Genomic DNA, 14,420 nt, shown 5'->3' on the forward strand with positions numbered 1-14,420 from the left:
CCACCGGGCAAGCTGGGCGCTCCGAATAAAGGGAGACGACCATGGCCCAGAGCCCATTGAAAAAAATCCTCATCATCACCGGTCTGATGCTGGTGCTGGTGGTGCCGCTGTTGATGATCCAGGCGAAGATCAACGAACGCCAACAGCGGGCGATGGTGGTGAGCGCGCAGATCAGCGACCAGTACGGCGGCGAACAGACCCTGTCCGGGCCGGTGATTCTGGTGCCCCAGGTGCGCCGCCACGAGGTGGTGTACACCGACAAGGAAACCGGCGAGTCCCGTTCACGAATAGAAACCCGCCACGAGCGCATCGCCCGGGTCCCGGATACCTTGACCATCGATGGGGAGCTGCAGACCGAAACTCTGTATCGCGGTATCTACGGCACCCCGGTGTACCGCAGCCAGCTCAACGTGGAGGCCGCTTTCCCGGCGGGCTGGGGTGAGCCCCGTTCATCGGCCTTCCGTGATCAGCGCGCGGCGTTGCTGGTAATGCGGGTGCAGGATCTGCGCGGCCTGGCGGAGCGGCCGCGCCTGAGCATCGGTGACCAGACCCTGACGCTGCTGGAACCCGGCGAGATTCCCGAATCCCTGGGTGGCAATGTGCTGGTGGCGAAGCTGCCGGAGGATCTGCCGGGCCCCTTCATCGTGTCCGTGGAACTCAACCTCAACGGCAGCCGCTCGCTGGCGGCCCTGCCCCTGGCCAAGGAAACCAGCATGACTCTGCGGGGTGACTGGCCGCACCCGGGGTTCACCGGCCTGCTGTTGCCGGCGGAGCGGAAGGTGGGCGACGACGGCTTCATGGGCCGCTGGTACACCAACAGCCTGGCGGCGGCCGGCGCCATCTCCTGCGCCGGCGACAACGCCCTGTGCCAGGACCATCAAAAAGCGCTGCGGGTGGACCTGGTGCAGCCGGTCACCGGCTTGTTGTCCAGCGAGCGGGCGCTCAAATACAGCTACCTGATCGTCGGCCTGACCTTCGCCGCGTTCTTTCTGTTCGAGGTGATGCGGCGGATGGCGGTGCATCCCATGCAATACCTGCTGGTGGGGTTGGCGCTGGCCATGTTCTATCTGCTGCTGGTGGCGCTGGGCGAGCATCTGGATTTCGCCTGGGCCTATGGCATCGGTGGCCTGGCCTGTGTCGGTGTGATCGGTGTCTATCTGAGCGCGGTGTTGCGCTCGGCCAGAGCGGGGTGGGGATTCGCTGGTGCGCAGGCGCTGGTGCTGGCGTTGATTTACGCCATCCTTAACGCCGAGGACTATGCGCTGTTGATGGGGGCGTCGTTGCTGTTCGTTACGCTGGCGACGGTGATGGTGCTTACCCGTCACGTGGACTGGAATGCCGCCCAGACGCGCGGGCAGTAGGGGCTCTGATAGCGGAAAACATTAGGGAACAGGCCGGGGCGGGCGCCCCGGCCATTCTCGGCCATGAATCAGCGCTGGTCGCCGTCCATGTCCGCGCCCTGCATGGAATTCACTTTTTCCACTTCCACCAGGGTGCGACCGTCGTCGTGGTCCACTTCGCCGACCACGTCCAGGCGGGTACCCACCTGCAGTTGGCGGTCGCCGCTGAGATCGTTGTCCAGTTCGATCTCAATGGTGCCGGCGCTGTCCTTGAGCATGTAGTGCTCGTCTTCCAGCACCTGGGTGACTTCGCCGGTCACGTGGACCATCTGGCCTTCCTCGATGCCCTGCTTGATGGCGGCGCTGTCGGCTTTGATGGCGTCACCGGCATGGGCCACGGTGAAGGCGCCCGCGAGGGCGGTGGCGATAATCAGCTTTTTCATGGCAATCCTCCTTGTTCGCTCGAAACGAATCACGAGTATGGCATTGGAATCGGGGCTCGTTTTGTAAAGGAGGATCAAAAGCTTTATCGCGGCTGAAGCCGCTCCTACGTCATCGAAGGAGTAGGAGCGGCTTCAGCCGCGATCAGGCCCCCTCACCTTGAGGCAGCGGCGGCCACCAATCCTGGAGGGTACCGTCGGAAACGGCGGCCAGGTCGCCGAACTGCAGCAGTACGAATTCGCTTTGCGTGGGGCGGAAAAAAATCTGGTCGTTCACTTCCAGGGCGGTGCTGTCCGCGCCGTTGTACATCATCTGGTTGGTGCTGACGCCGTACAGGCCGTTGGCTTCGATGCCCGCCGGCGATACCGGCTCGGCTTTCCAGTAGCCGCCATAAATAAAATAGGTGCGCGCCCGGTTCGGGTCCCACAGCGCCCAGGCGTCGCCCAGCGGCAGCGGGCCGGGCAGCTGCAGGCCGTCCATCGCCTTAAGCACCGGTGCGGCGATAAAGGCGGCGGGCTCGAAGTCCGCCAGGGTATCCAAATCAAAATCCAGCGGCTTCACCAGCGCCGAGCCGGCGGCCAGTTCGTTGAGCGGTGTTTCGTCGCCGTGCAGCGCCACGGTGGGGCTGCCGGCGCCGTTGAAGGTAAGCCGTTGCTCCCGGTATTTCGGCTGCAATTGATAAAGGCGGTCGATAAACCCCTGATACACCGCCTGGCTTTTGCGCAGCGAATCCTGGCGGCTTTCCACCACCGCGGGCAGCTTGCCCACATGGGCGTCGTAGCCCATGAAACCGCTGAACCCGAGCCGCTCCGGGTGGGTTTCGATCAGCTTTAACAGGGCATCCAACTGAGTGGGTTCGGTCAGGCCGCCGCGATGCAGCCCCACGTCCAGTTCGATATTGATCAGCAGTCGGCGCCGTCGCTTCTCCGCCAGTGCCAGGTATTCTCGCAGCCTCGCCTCGCTGTCGATCAGCCACTGCAACTGCTGGTCCGGATTGAATTCGGCGTTGGCCGGCAGCTCCTCATAGAAGCGCGCTGCCGCGTTGACGGGCATGGGCTTGCCGAGCAGCAGATCGCAGCCCGGCTCCGCCGCCGCCAGCGCGGTGATAAAGGGCTGATGAAACACCATCACCCGGCGGGTGCCGGTAAGGGCCATCACCTCGCGGATCAGCGGCACGCTGGGCAGGGATTTGGCGACGATGCGGTAGTCGCGGCCGGGCGGTAATAAGGCGGTGAGCCGCCGGCAGTTGGCGGCCAGCCGCTGGCGGTCGATCAGCAGCACCGGCCGGCCCGGGCCCTGGTCCCGGAACAGATCGTTGAGCGTCTGGAAATAGGGCGCGTGGGGCGCGCCCCGGTCGCCGGGTTTGAGCCACCAGGCCAGCGCCAGGCCGCCGCCGAGACCGATCAGAAAAGTGCGTCGTTTCATGCCGGGGCTCCGTCCACGAACAACCTTTTGAGATGCGCGTTGAGCAAACGGCCCCGGGGGTCCAGCTCGCGCCGGATCGCCTGGAAGTCGTCGAAACGCGGGTACAGGGCGCGCAATTCCCGGGCGCCCAGGGAATGCAGCTTGCCCCAGTGCGGCCGCCCTTGGCAGGCGCGCAGTAACGGTTCCACGGCGGCGAACACCGGCCGGTGGTCCTGCTTGTAATACTGGTGCACCGACAGGCTGGCGCCGGCCCGACCGCTGAACATGGAGAGCAGACTGTCGTCGGCGGCCACATAACGGAACTCGATGGGGAAGAACACGTTCAGGTCCTGCTCGCGGAGGGTATCGCAGACCTTGCGCAGGCACTCGATGCCGCGTTCCGCCGGCACCGTGTATTCCATCTCGTTGAAGCGCACCGTGCGCCGGTTGGCGTAGATCTTGTGGGCCGGCCCCCAGCGGCGGTTTTCCTCGACGAAGAAAGTCACCAGCTTTTGCAGGGTGGCGGTGAGCCAGCCGGCGCGCATGGCCAGCTCGCAGACCATTTCCAGCAGGTCGTTGCTGTCGTCCTGGGCGAGATTGTCGTCTTGCCGCTCGGTGGGCGTCATGGTTTTGATGATGGCGGTGCCGCCCAGGGGGAAGGCGAAGAATTCGATATTACGGAAGTTGTCTTTCTCCCGCTCCACGAAATCCATGGCCTCGTCCAGGGGCAGGGTCCAGGTGTATTCCTCCAGCCGATAGGCCGGCACGGTGCGCAGGGACACCTCGGTGACCAGCCCCAGGGCGCCCACCGAGCAGCGAGCGGCGTCGAACCGCTCGCCGTCCGCCGCCGTCAGCCGGTGGCGCCGGCCGGCCATATCCAGCAGGGTGAGCCCGGCCACCTGGGCGGACAGGCTGGGCAGCCCCAGGCCGGTGCCGTGGGTGCTGGTGGCGATGGCTCCGGCCAGGGACTGCAGATTGATGTCCGGCTCGTTGATCAGGCCGTGGCCCTCGGCCCAGGCCTGATCCCCGGCCTGGGCGATGCGGGTGCCGGCGCCGAAATGCAGCACGTCGCCGTCGCGGCCGCGCAGGCCGGCCATCGCTTCCAGGGACACCAGGGTATCGTCGGTGGGCACCACGCCGCTGAACGAATGGCTGCCGCCGAAGGCGCGCACCGTGCCGGTGGTGGCGGCCAGCAGTTGTCGCAGGGCATCCTCGGTGGCCGGGTAGGCCAGATTCCGGGGGCGGGCGCTCTGGTTACCGGACCAGTTTTGCCACTGCCCGCCGGCCCCGTCGTCGGTGGCCCGGGCCAGGGCGGGCAGGGCGCCGGCCCCGGCGGTGGCCGCCAGCGCTTTGAGAAAGCCGCGCCGGTCCAAGGAAAGATTGAAAGCCATGGTGGTTCCTGTTTGTTCTTATGGAACCATGGTACTAACGGGGCGGGCGAGGGCAATTGACTGAAGGGCCGGCGGCGCCGGCCCTGGGGGCGGAACTTATAACCGGTGGACGTTACAACCGATAAGCGGCCAGCCACTGCTCCAGCTGCGCCTGCGGCAGGGCGCCGGCCTGGCGGGCCAGTTCCCGGCCCTCGCGGAACACCATCAGGGTGGGGATGCTGCGGATGCCGAAGCGCCCGGCCAGGGCCGGTTCCGCCTCGGTGTCCAGCTTGGCGAAGCGCAGATCCGGCTCCAGGCGGGCGGCGGCCTGAGCGAACACCGGCGCCATCATCTTGCACGGCCCGCACCAACCGGCCCAGAAATCCACCACCACGGGCATCTGGGAGCGTTCCACCACGGCGCTGAAATTGGCGGCGGTGAGGGTGATCGGGGTGCCCTCGAACAGCGGCCGTTTGCACTTGCCACAACGGGGGCCATCGGCGCGGCGGGCGGCGGGAATACGGTTGATCGCGCCGCAATGGGCGCAGCCCAGGGTCAGGGTGTCATCGGTCATGGCGCGGCTCCGGCAAGGGGGACGAGGCTGAATATGATGGCCCCGCCCCGCCGTTCAAGCCAGGGCTCAGGGAAAGCGCACCCCGGTCAGGGTCTCGGACAGTTCCCACAGCCGCGCCCCCAGGGCGCCGTCCTGGGCGTAGCGCCGGGGGCGCGCCTCGGTGGGCGGGCCGAATGCTTCCATCAGGCGCGCCGGGCCGTAGTAGTGGCCGCCCCGGGCGTCCGGGCTGGTGGCGGCGTACAGGGTCGGCCAGCTGCCCTTCTCCGCGCTCTGGGTGAACAGCGGCCAGGCCCAGCGGGCCAGCCGGCCGATGCCCAGCGGGCTTTCCTCGGCGATGCCCGGGCCCGCCAGGTTGGTGCTGGCCACCCCCGGGTGGCAGGCCAGCGAGCGGGTCTCGGCGCCGGCGTCGCGCAGCCGCCGTTCCAGCTCGATGGCGAACATCAGATTGGCCAGCTTGGCCTGGGCATAGGCTTTCTGGCGGCCGTACTCGCCGTCCAGATGGATGTTGTCGAAGTGAATGCGCCCGCCCCGGTGGGCGATGCTGCTGACGGTGACGATGCGCGAACCGGGCACCTCACGCAGGCGCGGCAGCAGCAGGCCGGTGAAGGTGAAATGCCCCAGATGGTTGATGCCGAACTGACGCTCGAAACCGTCCTCGGTGCGGCCCTCCTGCAGCCACATGATGCCGGCGTTGTTGATCAGCAGGTCGATGTGCTCGCAGCGCCCGGCGATGTCCTCGGCGGCCTGGCGTACGCTGGCCTGGCTGGCCAGGTCCAGATGCACCACCTCGGTCTGGCCGGGCAGGTCGCGGCGGGCGGCCTCCGCCTTTTCCAGGTTGCGGCAGGCCATGATGATGCGCGCCCCCCGGGCGGCCAGATGGTGGGCGGCGCGCAGGCCGATGCCGCTGTTGGCACCGGTGATCACGGCCACCCGGCCGCTCTGGTCGGGAATATCGGAAGGGTTCCAGCTCATCGGGCGCTCCTGGTCGGCACGGGCATTCGCGGCTGAAGCCGCGACCCGTCAGTCGATGCCGAGCTGGTCCCAAAGGGCGTCCACCCGGCGCTTGGTGTCGTCGTCCATGGTAATCGGACGGCCCCACTCACGACTGGTTTCACCGGGCCATTTCGCGGTGGCGTCCAGCCCCATTTTCGAACCCAGGCCGGCCACCGGCGAGGCGAAGTCCAGGTAGTCGATGGGCGTGTTCTCCACCAGCACCGTGTCCCGGGCCGGGTCCATGCGGGTGGTGATCGCCCACATCACGTCCTTCCAATCGCGGCCGTTCACATCGTCGTCGCACACAATCACGAACTTGGTGTACATAAACTGCCGCAGGAACGACCACACCCCCATCATCACGCGCTTGGCGTGGCCCGGGTACTGCTTCTTCATGGTCACCACCGCCATCCGGTAGGAGCATCCCTCCGGCGGCAGATAGAAATCCACGATCTCCGGAAACTGCTTCTTCAGAATCGGCACGAAGATTTCGTTCATGGCCACGCCCAGCACCGCCGGCTCATCCGGCGGCCGGCCGGTATAGGTGCTGTGGTAAATCGGATCGCGGCGATGGGTGATGCGCTCCACGGTGAACACCGGGAAGCGCTCCACCTCGTTGTAGTAACCGGTGTGGTCGCCGAACGGCCCCTCGTCGGCCATCTCGCCGGGATGGATGTGGCCTTCCAGCACGAACTCGGCGCTGGCCGGCACCTGCAGATCCGAACCCAGACACTTCACCAGCTCGGTCTTGCTGCCCCGCAGCAGGCCGGCGAAGGCGTACTCGCTGAGCGTGTCCGGCACCGGCGTCACCGCGCCCAGAATGGTGGCCGGATCGGCCCCCAGCGCCACCGCCACCGGGAAGGGCTCACCGGGGTGCGCCTCTTGCCACTCCTGGAAATCCAGCGCGCCACCGCGATGGCTCAGCCACCGCATGATCAGCTTGTTACGCCCGATCAACTGCTGCCGGTAAATGCCCAGATTCTGGCGCTCCTTATGCGGCCCCCGGGTGATCACCAGCGGCCAGGTCACCAACGGCCCGGCGTCGCCGGGCCAGCAGGTCTGGATCGGCAAACGGGTCAGATCCACATCGTCGCCCTCGATCACCTGCTCCTGGCAAGGCCCGGACCCGCTCACCTTGGGGCTCATGCTCAGCACCTTGCGGAACACCGGCAGCTTCTCCCAAGCATCCCGGAAGCCCTTCGGCGGCTCCGGCTCCTTCAGAAACGCCAGCAGCTCCCCCAGCTCCCGCAACTCCGCCACCGAATCGCGCCCCATTCCCAACGCCACCCGCCGCTCCGTGCCGAACAGATTGCCCAACACCGGAATCGACGAGCCCTTCGGGTTCTCGAACAACAACGCCGGCCCCCCGGCCTTCAGCGTGCGGTCGCAAATCTCGGTGATCTCCAGATGCGGGTCCACCTCGGTGGTGATGCGTTTCAGCTCGCCCTGCTTTTCCAGCTGCTGGATAAAGTCGCGCAAATCGCGGTATTTCATGGAACACGGTCTCGCCGGCTACAAGGTGCGGGGCAGTATAACAGCCCACCCGCCGGGCACGATGCCATGGCGACACGGCCTCCGGCGGTCAGCAGTAGGGCCGACTGGGTGGCACTCCCCTTCAATCACGATCAGCGCCTCGGAAGATCGCAACAGAAGTGACGCGCCGCCGGTCGCCTCTGCCGCTGCGCGCATGGACGGTATGCTCGATACCGGCAAACACAGCGGTCACGCGAACGGGGACGAGCCCCTGGTGAAAGGTTTGCGACTATATGAAATATCTGGTTTATTCGATTTATATCAAAAATGGAGGCGGGGATAGGACGCCGGGACGTTCATTGGCTATTCGAGCTGGCATCCTAATGCCTGTTAGATTACAGCAAAAGGGAGGCGGAAGTTGAGCGCAAGGACTGACCTCGAAAAGGCGCTGAAGAGCTGGGCGGATATTCTAATATCAAACTCCGAGGAGCAGATAAAAATAAGATATGTAAGGGCTTTTCTTTCTTTTTTATATCCTGCCGAAAGATATTTCAGCTGGATAATGGTAGGGGTGGCGGGCGCGTTGCTGGCTATCCTCGGGGTTTGGCGTCCTGCAGGGCGTTGTTGTCTACACTGTGCAGCTTTCTCTTCAGGCAGAGATAGAGGGCGAAGTTTATATTCTGGTGGTGGCAAAGGCGCAGGAGGAAGATGAGAACGAGATTAGGAAGATGGCAGAGGGGAATGGAATTGACGTAAACGTCTCGATGAACGTACTTAGGGCGATAACATCATATTATTCGTTGATGCCACAGCCCTATCGCTGGTTACTCTGTCGCCAGATAAATAAGGTTATAGAAGGTGGTGGCTATGTGTGGGAAAACTAATAAAGGGGTATTATAAGGAAGTCCTTGTACGCTTTTGTACAGTTGGGTTGGCGTTATCCGCGCTAATGCTGGTCATGCTGAGCATATGATCCATCAAGATAAATAAAGGCAAGGCAGAGGGCACTGACGCGCCGCTGGTTACGACATTATGGATCGGTAGAGATTTCAATAAAGATGGAGAAACACATAAATGTATAAGAGTCTTCTTTTGGTATTATTTTATTTTTTGGCTGGTTGCACTACTTTTAAAGTCGTTGGGGTGGATCCGGAAACAGGTTATTTCCCTGGGGAAAAGCGTGCTACCGTAACTGTCAGCAAAGCAGTTGATTTGGATTCCGTCAATGACCTTGTGCTAGTGCCTACCGGCGACTTCACAGTGAATATGGTGAAAAACATTGGGTATTTCGATGAGGTCATCACCTTCGAGGAATTGGAAAATATCATCATTAAAAATGATCTTACTGATCAGGTGTCTTCTGTTAAAGATAGAATTGGTGTTAATAAGGCGGCTAAAGCATACAGGAAATTCTTATGGCTCCGTTGGGATACTCGTCAGGATGGGTCGAAACAGTACCAGCAATTAATATTGACTGATCCGATTACATTGGAAGATCTCTTTGTTTGTGAAACTTTTTTGGATTATGTTTGGGCGGGCGTTAACGATCAAGCGAATTGGTATCCAATGATGAACTCTCTCGTGGATTATATTAAGGAAAATTCTGAAACGTATGGAGGTAAGTCATAACGAATCACTGGTGTGGGGCTGCCCGGGCTGCGTCTCGGTGGTCCCGCATTGAGGGGGGTATATTGTCGATTCCGATGCTTGAATGCTAATTAAAGAAATTAAAAGCGCAATGACTGAAACCATACACCCTAAGCGGCAGTGCTGCTTTTGCGCCGAAGCGATTTCTGAACGCAATCCGGTAGGTATCACGTTGCACCTTGGTTATGGAAATACCCAGGACTTGTGGTCTCACCCGGCCTGCCTGAGTAGCCGTTTGCACCATACGGTGCCTTTTCTGACGCCGGACGAACTGAATGATTGTTGATCTTCAAGGAAAGACATGCGCGTGCGGTACTGCGCCAGCGTCGGAAGCGAGGCACTCTCAAGCTCGCGCCTGTGTGCTTCCGCGTTATGTGTGAGGTGAGGAATGTCTAAGCTGCTAATTGTATTTGGGCTGCTGATTGCTGGGTACACGGTGATTGCCAAGTTTTCAGGAATGCCGGGCATTGCGGATCTTTTGCCGGTGAGTTGGTTTGGCGAACAGTCTGGTGGCAGTGAATACTACAGAATTGTCGGCTCAGAAGGTGGCGGGGCCTATTGGCTCTTCGTTCTCGCCGCAGGTATTGTTATTTCTGCCGTAGGTCTGGTCTTGAAGTTTATCAAATGAGCGGCGTAAAAGTATTGTTGGGCTTTCTGAAAATGGAACAAAAAGCTGCAGTGGCCCAATTTGGCTACACTCAAATGGCTCGCTCGGTTTGGTGCTATATGTAAATGCTGATGAAGTCTTATATGGAAAAAATTAGCGATACTTTTTTCATTGCAACCGTATCCGTTTTCGCAACCTTTTTGGCCTCGGACCTATTTGGGGTGCTCGAATTAAGCCGGGAGGTCGGTAGGTTGGTCCTGGTCGCGGTAGTTTCTATGCTGCCCGTATCGCTAATTTTGTTTGCCGTGGTGAGTTGGTTTGACGGGTCAAAGCGGCATTTTCATTACTTACAAGTTTCGGCAATTCTAAACCTGGCAATGGCATTGATTGTCTACGTGGTGATGAATAGTGGTATATAGCTAAGCAGAAGGTAAAAGTCACAGACCCATTGCCACGCGGCCAGAGGTAGCATTGGCCGCGTTTGCTGTGGGCATTATCCGGCTGTTGGCCGTCAGAACCCGCTACCTGGGAGCTTCACAGAATGTACGTCCCGAGCCATTTCAAGGAAGCCGACGTAGACAAGCTACAGCAGTATATCCGTGACTACGGCTTCGGACTGCTGGTGATCGCGGATGAACATGGCATCGAAGCGAATCATGTTCCCTTTCATATGAGCACTGAGCGAGAGGGCACTCTTGGCCGCCTCCAGTGCCATTTGGCGCGTAACAATCCGGTTTGGCAGCGTCTGCGTGGTGGGGCTCGGGTTCTTGCGGTTTTTCAGGGGCCTGATGCCTATATCTCGCCCTCCTGGTACGAGACCAAGGCAGAAACTGGGCGGGTGGTTCCGACATGGAACTACCTTGCCGTTCATGCGGAAGGCTGTGCTCGGGTTATCGAGGACCCGGATTGGCTGAGACTTCATCTCCATCGGCTCACGGACAAACATGAGGCGGGCATGGCCAGCCCCTGGTCCGTTGATGACGCGCCAGCGGAGTTCACCGAGCGTTTGTCTCAGGCGATTGTTGGTGTGGAGATCGAGATAGAGACGCTAACGGGCAAGTTGAAGGCGAGTCAGAATCAACCGGAAAAGAACCGGGCCAGTGTGAAGGCGGCCCTTGAGGCCGGGGAAGGGGCGGACAGTCGTGCCATGGCCAGGTTCATCAGCTAACCTGGGGCTTTTACCGGTGATCGCCACCATCATGGTGATTACGGTGCTGGTGAACTGGCTTGTCATTACGATCATCAATCGGCTGGAGTCGTCCAAGCTGACGACGGCATCCGTCGATAAGACCGCGCTCAATTTCGCCAAGCGCCTGATATCGGTCGTGATCTATGGTGTCGGCATTGGCGTCTGTCTGACACATATCCCCGAGCTCAAGATTGTTGGCCATTCGCTGCTTACGGGGGCGGGCATTCTCACGCTGGTGGGCGGTCTGGCCTCGCAGCAGGCGATGGCGATCATGCAGGACGAAATCGCCAAGCACCCTCTGCTCATTGACCAGCGCACGATTTCGTTCGCCGAAGGGGCGCGCCTCTATGCGCTTCCCGAAGACCCGGATGAAAAGAATGCTGGCTAAGCGGAGCATGCCGCGGCCGTAAAGCCGAACCGCCGTTCGCTACTTCCAGCCAGTCGTCGGCTTCAAATGGCCGGCTGAAGGCGGGTGTTATAGGCCCGAGGCAAAAGTCCGGCTTGATAGAAAGATATTTTTTTCTTGATGATTCAGTGGTTGCGAATCTCGCAGTTTGAATGACGGTGTACCCAATCCCAGTGGCCGTCAAAGCGTCTTTCGAATTTTAAGGTGTTGCGTGCTTTGGTAACGCGAATGCCCCTTCTGGAGTCGCCGAATTTCCAATTTATCAATCGCTTTGACCTGATGCAGTTTAGTCTCAGGGCGTACCGCTTTGTTTGCCTGTCAGGTGGCTGAGAGGCATATAAAAAATTTGTGGTTATTTAATTGCGGCATCCTATAGAGTTAGCAAACAAACTATCGGGCCCAAGGAAGGCAGGCTCTGAAGCGTTTGTCGTAAAATCACAAAAACCTGGAGAACAATAATGAAAAAATATCACCTTTTGACCGGTGAAGGCGTGGAAGGACCCTATACGTCAACCGAGCTTGCACAGATGGAGGTCGATGCAACCACCTATATCAAGCCCGATAGTGAAGACGCTGAGTGGACAACCTGCGGAGCAGTTGAAGAGATCGGGGCGGTGATCACCGAGCGTTTTTCGGCTTCCGTTGAAAAGCTTGGCGCGCTTGGCGGTGACATGAGCGCGGCAGGGGCAATGCACTGGGGGCCGGCCAAGGCTGACATGTGCAAAAACAACGGACGGCGGCAATTCTCGGCGGTGCTCTGGGATATTCCTTGGGGAAAAAGCTGGGAAGATGCCTGCTGGGCAATGCCCAATACGATCAACGGCCACTACTTCGCAAGACCGAACCGCTGCATCAATAATGGCCAGATGTGGGGTGAGTGGGACGTGCCTGATGCCAGCTGCGGTGCGGCGGCCAGTGCTAACGTGGTGGTTTTTCAAAAGGCCAATGAACCGTTGAATCTGGGTCACTCGGGCTGGGGCTTTAAGCTCTCTAATGGGCAATGGTGTTATGGCGCCACCGAAATTTTCGGTGAACTGGTTGTCCAGCCCGGTGACTACAACGGCGTCTACATCCAGACCGGTTCAAAAGAGCAGATGTTCATGTCGTTCCGCACCGGAAACACACCGCATGTGTCGAATTGGCCCTATCAGTTCTACAAGGCGCTTATCGCTGGCAGTCCGAATGAAAACAATGGCCGGGCAATGGCCGAAAAGGTGAAGCAGGCGGGCTATTGGCTTAACGGCAATAACTGCATGAATCACACAATCAAGATCCTGAACGCTTACGCGGGAACGCCGATTGTCCCGGTCTCGGATGCGGGGACGCCGCAATACTGGGTGCCGAATTTCTGGTTCGCACAGATCAAGTCGAATGAGCGCTCCACCAGCGATCCATTCTAGTCGCCTCTCTTGGCCTCAGGCCCGGGCTGAGTGGTGTGGTTGAGCCCGGTCTTAAACGCAAAACGCCCCGGCGATGACCGGGGCGTTTTGCGTTGCGGGGTCTTGTGGAAAGCCCGCCGGTGTTACTTACGCTTCATGGAGTCGAAGAACTCGGCGTTGGTCTTGGTCTGCTTCATGCGGTCGATGAGGAATTCCACCGCGCCGATTTCGTCCATGGGGTGGAGTACCTTGCGCAGGATCCACATTTTCTGCAGCTCGTCTTCGCTGACCAGCCGTTCTTCGCGGCGGGTGCCGGAGCGCTTGATGTTCATGGCCGGGAACACGCGTTTCTCGGAGACCTTGCGGTCCAGGTGCAGTTCCATGTTGCCGGTGCCCTTGAACTCCTCGTAGATCACTTCGTCCATCTTGGAGCCGGTTTCCACCAGGGCGGTGGCGAGGATGGTCAGGCTGCCGCCTTCCTCGATGTTCCGGGCGGCGCCGAAGAAGCGCTTGGGTTTTTCCAGGGCGTGGGCGTCGACACCACCGGTGAGCACCTTGCCGGAGCTGGGCTGCACGGTGTTGTAGGCGCGCGCCAGGCGGGTGATGGAGTCGAGCAGAATCACCACGTCCTGTTTGTGTTCCACCAGCCGCTTGGCCTTCTCGATCACCATTTCGGCCACTTGCACGTGGCGGGCCGGCGGTTCGTCGAAGGTGGAAGCCACCACTTCACCGCGCACCGTGCGTGACATTTCCGTCACCTCTTCGGGGCGTTCGTCGATCAGCAGGACGATCAGGTGGGCTTCGGGGTTGTTGCGGGCGATGGAGTGGGCGATGTTCTGGAGGAGCATGGTTTTACCGGCTTTCGGCGGGGCGACGATCAGGCCCCGTTGGCCTTTGCCGATGGGCGCCACCAGGTCGATCACCCGGGAGGTGATGTCCTCGGTGGAGCCGTTGCCGATCTCCATGACGAAGCGTTCGGTGGGGAACAGCGGCGTCAGGTTTTCAAACAGAATCTTGTTCTTGGCGTTTTCCGGCTTGTCGGTGTTGATCTCGTTGACCTTGAGCATGGCGAAGTAGCGTTCGCCATCCTTGGGAGGCCGGATCTTGCCGGAAATGGTGTCGCCGGTGCGCAGGTTGAAGCGCCGGATCTGGCTGGGCGAGACGTAGATGTCGTCCGGACCGGCCAGGTAGGAGCCTTCCGCGGAGCGGAGAAAGCCGAACCCGTCCTGCAGGATCTCCAGAACCCCGTCACCGTAGATGTCGGAGCCGTTCTTGGCCGCCTTTTTGAGGATGGAGAAGATGACGTCCTGTTTGCGGGTTCGCGCCAGGTTCTCCAGGCCGAGTTCCTTGGCAATATCCAGCAGTTCGCCGATCGGCTTCTGTTTCAGTTCGGTAAGATTCATTGGAGTTTTACAGGGTGTCCAGAGATGAATTGACGGAATACACCATGGGGAGGTGTCTCGATGGTCCGATTTTCGGGGGCAGGTGCTCTGTCCGGCGCCGTGCCCTTATTTTGGCTGAAATCGCCCGGACCGGCCGGCCACGGAGGCGGCATGAAAGAGCCGGTTTGGATATGGCCTGACGCAATGAACGGGAA

General features: G+C 60.5%; 13 protein-coding genes. 6 read left to right on the forward strand and 7 right to left on the reverse strand.

Going from position 1 to position 14,420, the window contains the following annotated elements:
* The first annotated feature begins 41 nt into the window (after positions 1-41).
* Entirely contained in the window at positions 42-1,361 is a 1,320-nt protein-coding gene (creD, locus tag ACLD0W_RS06540) for a cell envelope integrity protein CreD (protein ID WP_410306671.1), read from the forward strand.
* A gap of 68 nt (positions 1,362-1,429) precedes the next feature.
* On the opposite strand, the gene ACLD0W_RS06545 is transcribed toward creD, so the two are convergent.
* From ACLD0W_RS06545 to ubiD, 6 genes are all read right to left on the reverse strand, one after another.
* A complete protein-coding gene (locus ACLD0W_RS06545; protein ID WP_410306672.1) occupies positions 1,430-1,783 on the reverse strand; it encodes a NirD/YgiW/YdeI family stress tolerance protein in 354 nt (117 codons plus the stop codon).
* A gap of 142 nt (positions 1,784-1,925) precedes the next feature.
* Positions 1,926-3,206 carry an alanine racemase gene (locus tag ACLD0W_RS06550; RefSeq protein WP_410306673.1) on the reverse strand — a complete coding sequence of 427 codons (1,281 nt, stop codon included), beginning with the start codon at positions 3,204-3,206 and terminating at the stop codon, positions 1,926-1,928.
* The gene (locus tag ACLD0W_RS06555; protein ID WP_410306674.1) at positions 3,203-4,576 is read right to left on the reverse strand and encodes a D-arabinono-1,4-lactone oxidase; all 1,374 of its coding nucleotides are present in this window, start codon (positions 4,574-4,576) and stop codon (positions 3,203-3,205) included. The genes ACLD0W_RS06550 and ACLD0W_RS06555 overlap by 4 nt, the downstream gene beginning before the upstream one ends.
* 112 nt (positions 4,577-4,688) lie before the next feature.
* Positions 4,689-5,129: a thioredoxin TrxC gene (trxC, locus tag ACLD0W_RS06560; protein WP_410306675.1), complete on the reverse strand. Its 441-nt coding sequence runs from the start codon at positions 5,127-5,129 to the stop codon at positions 4,689-4,691.
* 66 nt (positions 5,130-5,195) lie between these two features.
* Positions 5,196-6,101: an oxidoreductase gene (locus tag ACLD0W_RS06565; protein ID WP_410306676.1), complete on the reverse strand. Its 906-nt coding sequence runs from the start codon at positions 6,099-6,101 to the stop codon at positions 5,196-5,198.
* 48 nt (positions 6,102-6,149) lie between these two features.
* Entirely contained in the window at positions 6,150-7,616 is a 1,467-nt protein-coding gene (gene ubiD / locus ACLD0W_RS06570) for a 4-hydroxy-3-polyprenylbenzoate decarboxylase (protein WP_410306677.1), read from the reverse strand.
* 1,053 nt (positions 7,617-8,669) lie between these two features.
* Between ubiD and ACLD0W_RS06575 the strand changes: the two genes are divergently transcribed.
* The 5 genes from ACLD0W_RS06575 (at position 8,670) to ACLD0W_RS06595 (ending at position 12,844) form a co-directional block, all read left to right on the forward strand.
* A complete protein-coding gene (locus ACLD0W_RS06575; protein WP_410306678.1) occupies positions 8,670-9,224 on the forward strand; it encodes a hypothetical protein in 555 nt (184 codons plus the stop codon).
* Between the two features lie 406 nt (positions 9,225-9,630).
* Positions 9,631-9,870: a hypothetical protein gene (locus tag ACLD0W_RS06580; protein ID WP_410306679.1), complete on the forward strand. Its 240-nt coding sequence runs from the start codon at positions 9,631-9,633 to the stop codon at positions 9,868-9,870.
* Between the two features lie 520 nt (positions 9,871-10,390).
* Complete coding sequence (locus tag ACLD0W_RS06585; RefSeq protein WP_410306680.1) at positions 10,391-11,017, forward strand: FMN-binding negative transcriptional regulator; 627 nt, start codon at positions 10,391-10,393, stop codon at positions 11,015-11,017.
* Between the two features lie 16 nt (positions 11,018-11,033).
* On the forward strand, positions 11,034-11,426 hold the full coding sequence (locus ACLD0W_RS06590; RefSeq protein ID WP_410306681.1) for a hypothetical protein: 393 nt from the start codon (positions 11,034-11,036) through the stop codon (positions 11,424-11,426).
* A gap of 476 nt (positions 11,427-11,902) precedes the next feature.
* Positions 11,903-12,844, forward strand: coding sequence for a hypothetical protein (locus tag ACLD0W_RS06595; protein ID WP_410306682.1), 942 nt, complete (start codon positions 11,903-11,905; stop codon positions 12,842-12,844).
* Between the two features lie 122 nt (positions 12,845-12,966).
* On the opposite strand, the gene rho is transcribed toward ACLD0W_RS06595, so the two are convergent.
* Positions 12,967-14,226, reverse strand: coding sequence for a transcription termination factor Rho (gene rho / locus ACLD0W_RS06600; RefSeq protein ID WP_138773321.1), 1,260 nt, complete (start codon positions 14,224-14,226; stop codon positions 12,967-12,969).
* Positions 14,227-14,420: the final 194 nt, after the last annotated feature.

Origin of the sequence: Alloalcanivorax sp. C16-1 (assembly GCF_046507805.1) — a bacterium.
Taxonomy (GTDB): domain Bacteria; phylum Pseudomonadota; class Gammaproteobacteria; order Pseudomonadales; family Alcanivoracaceae; genus Alloalcanivorax.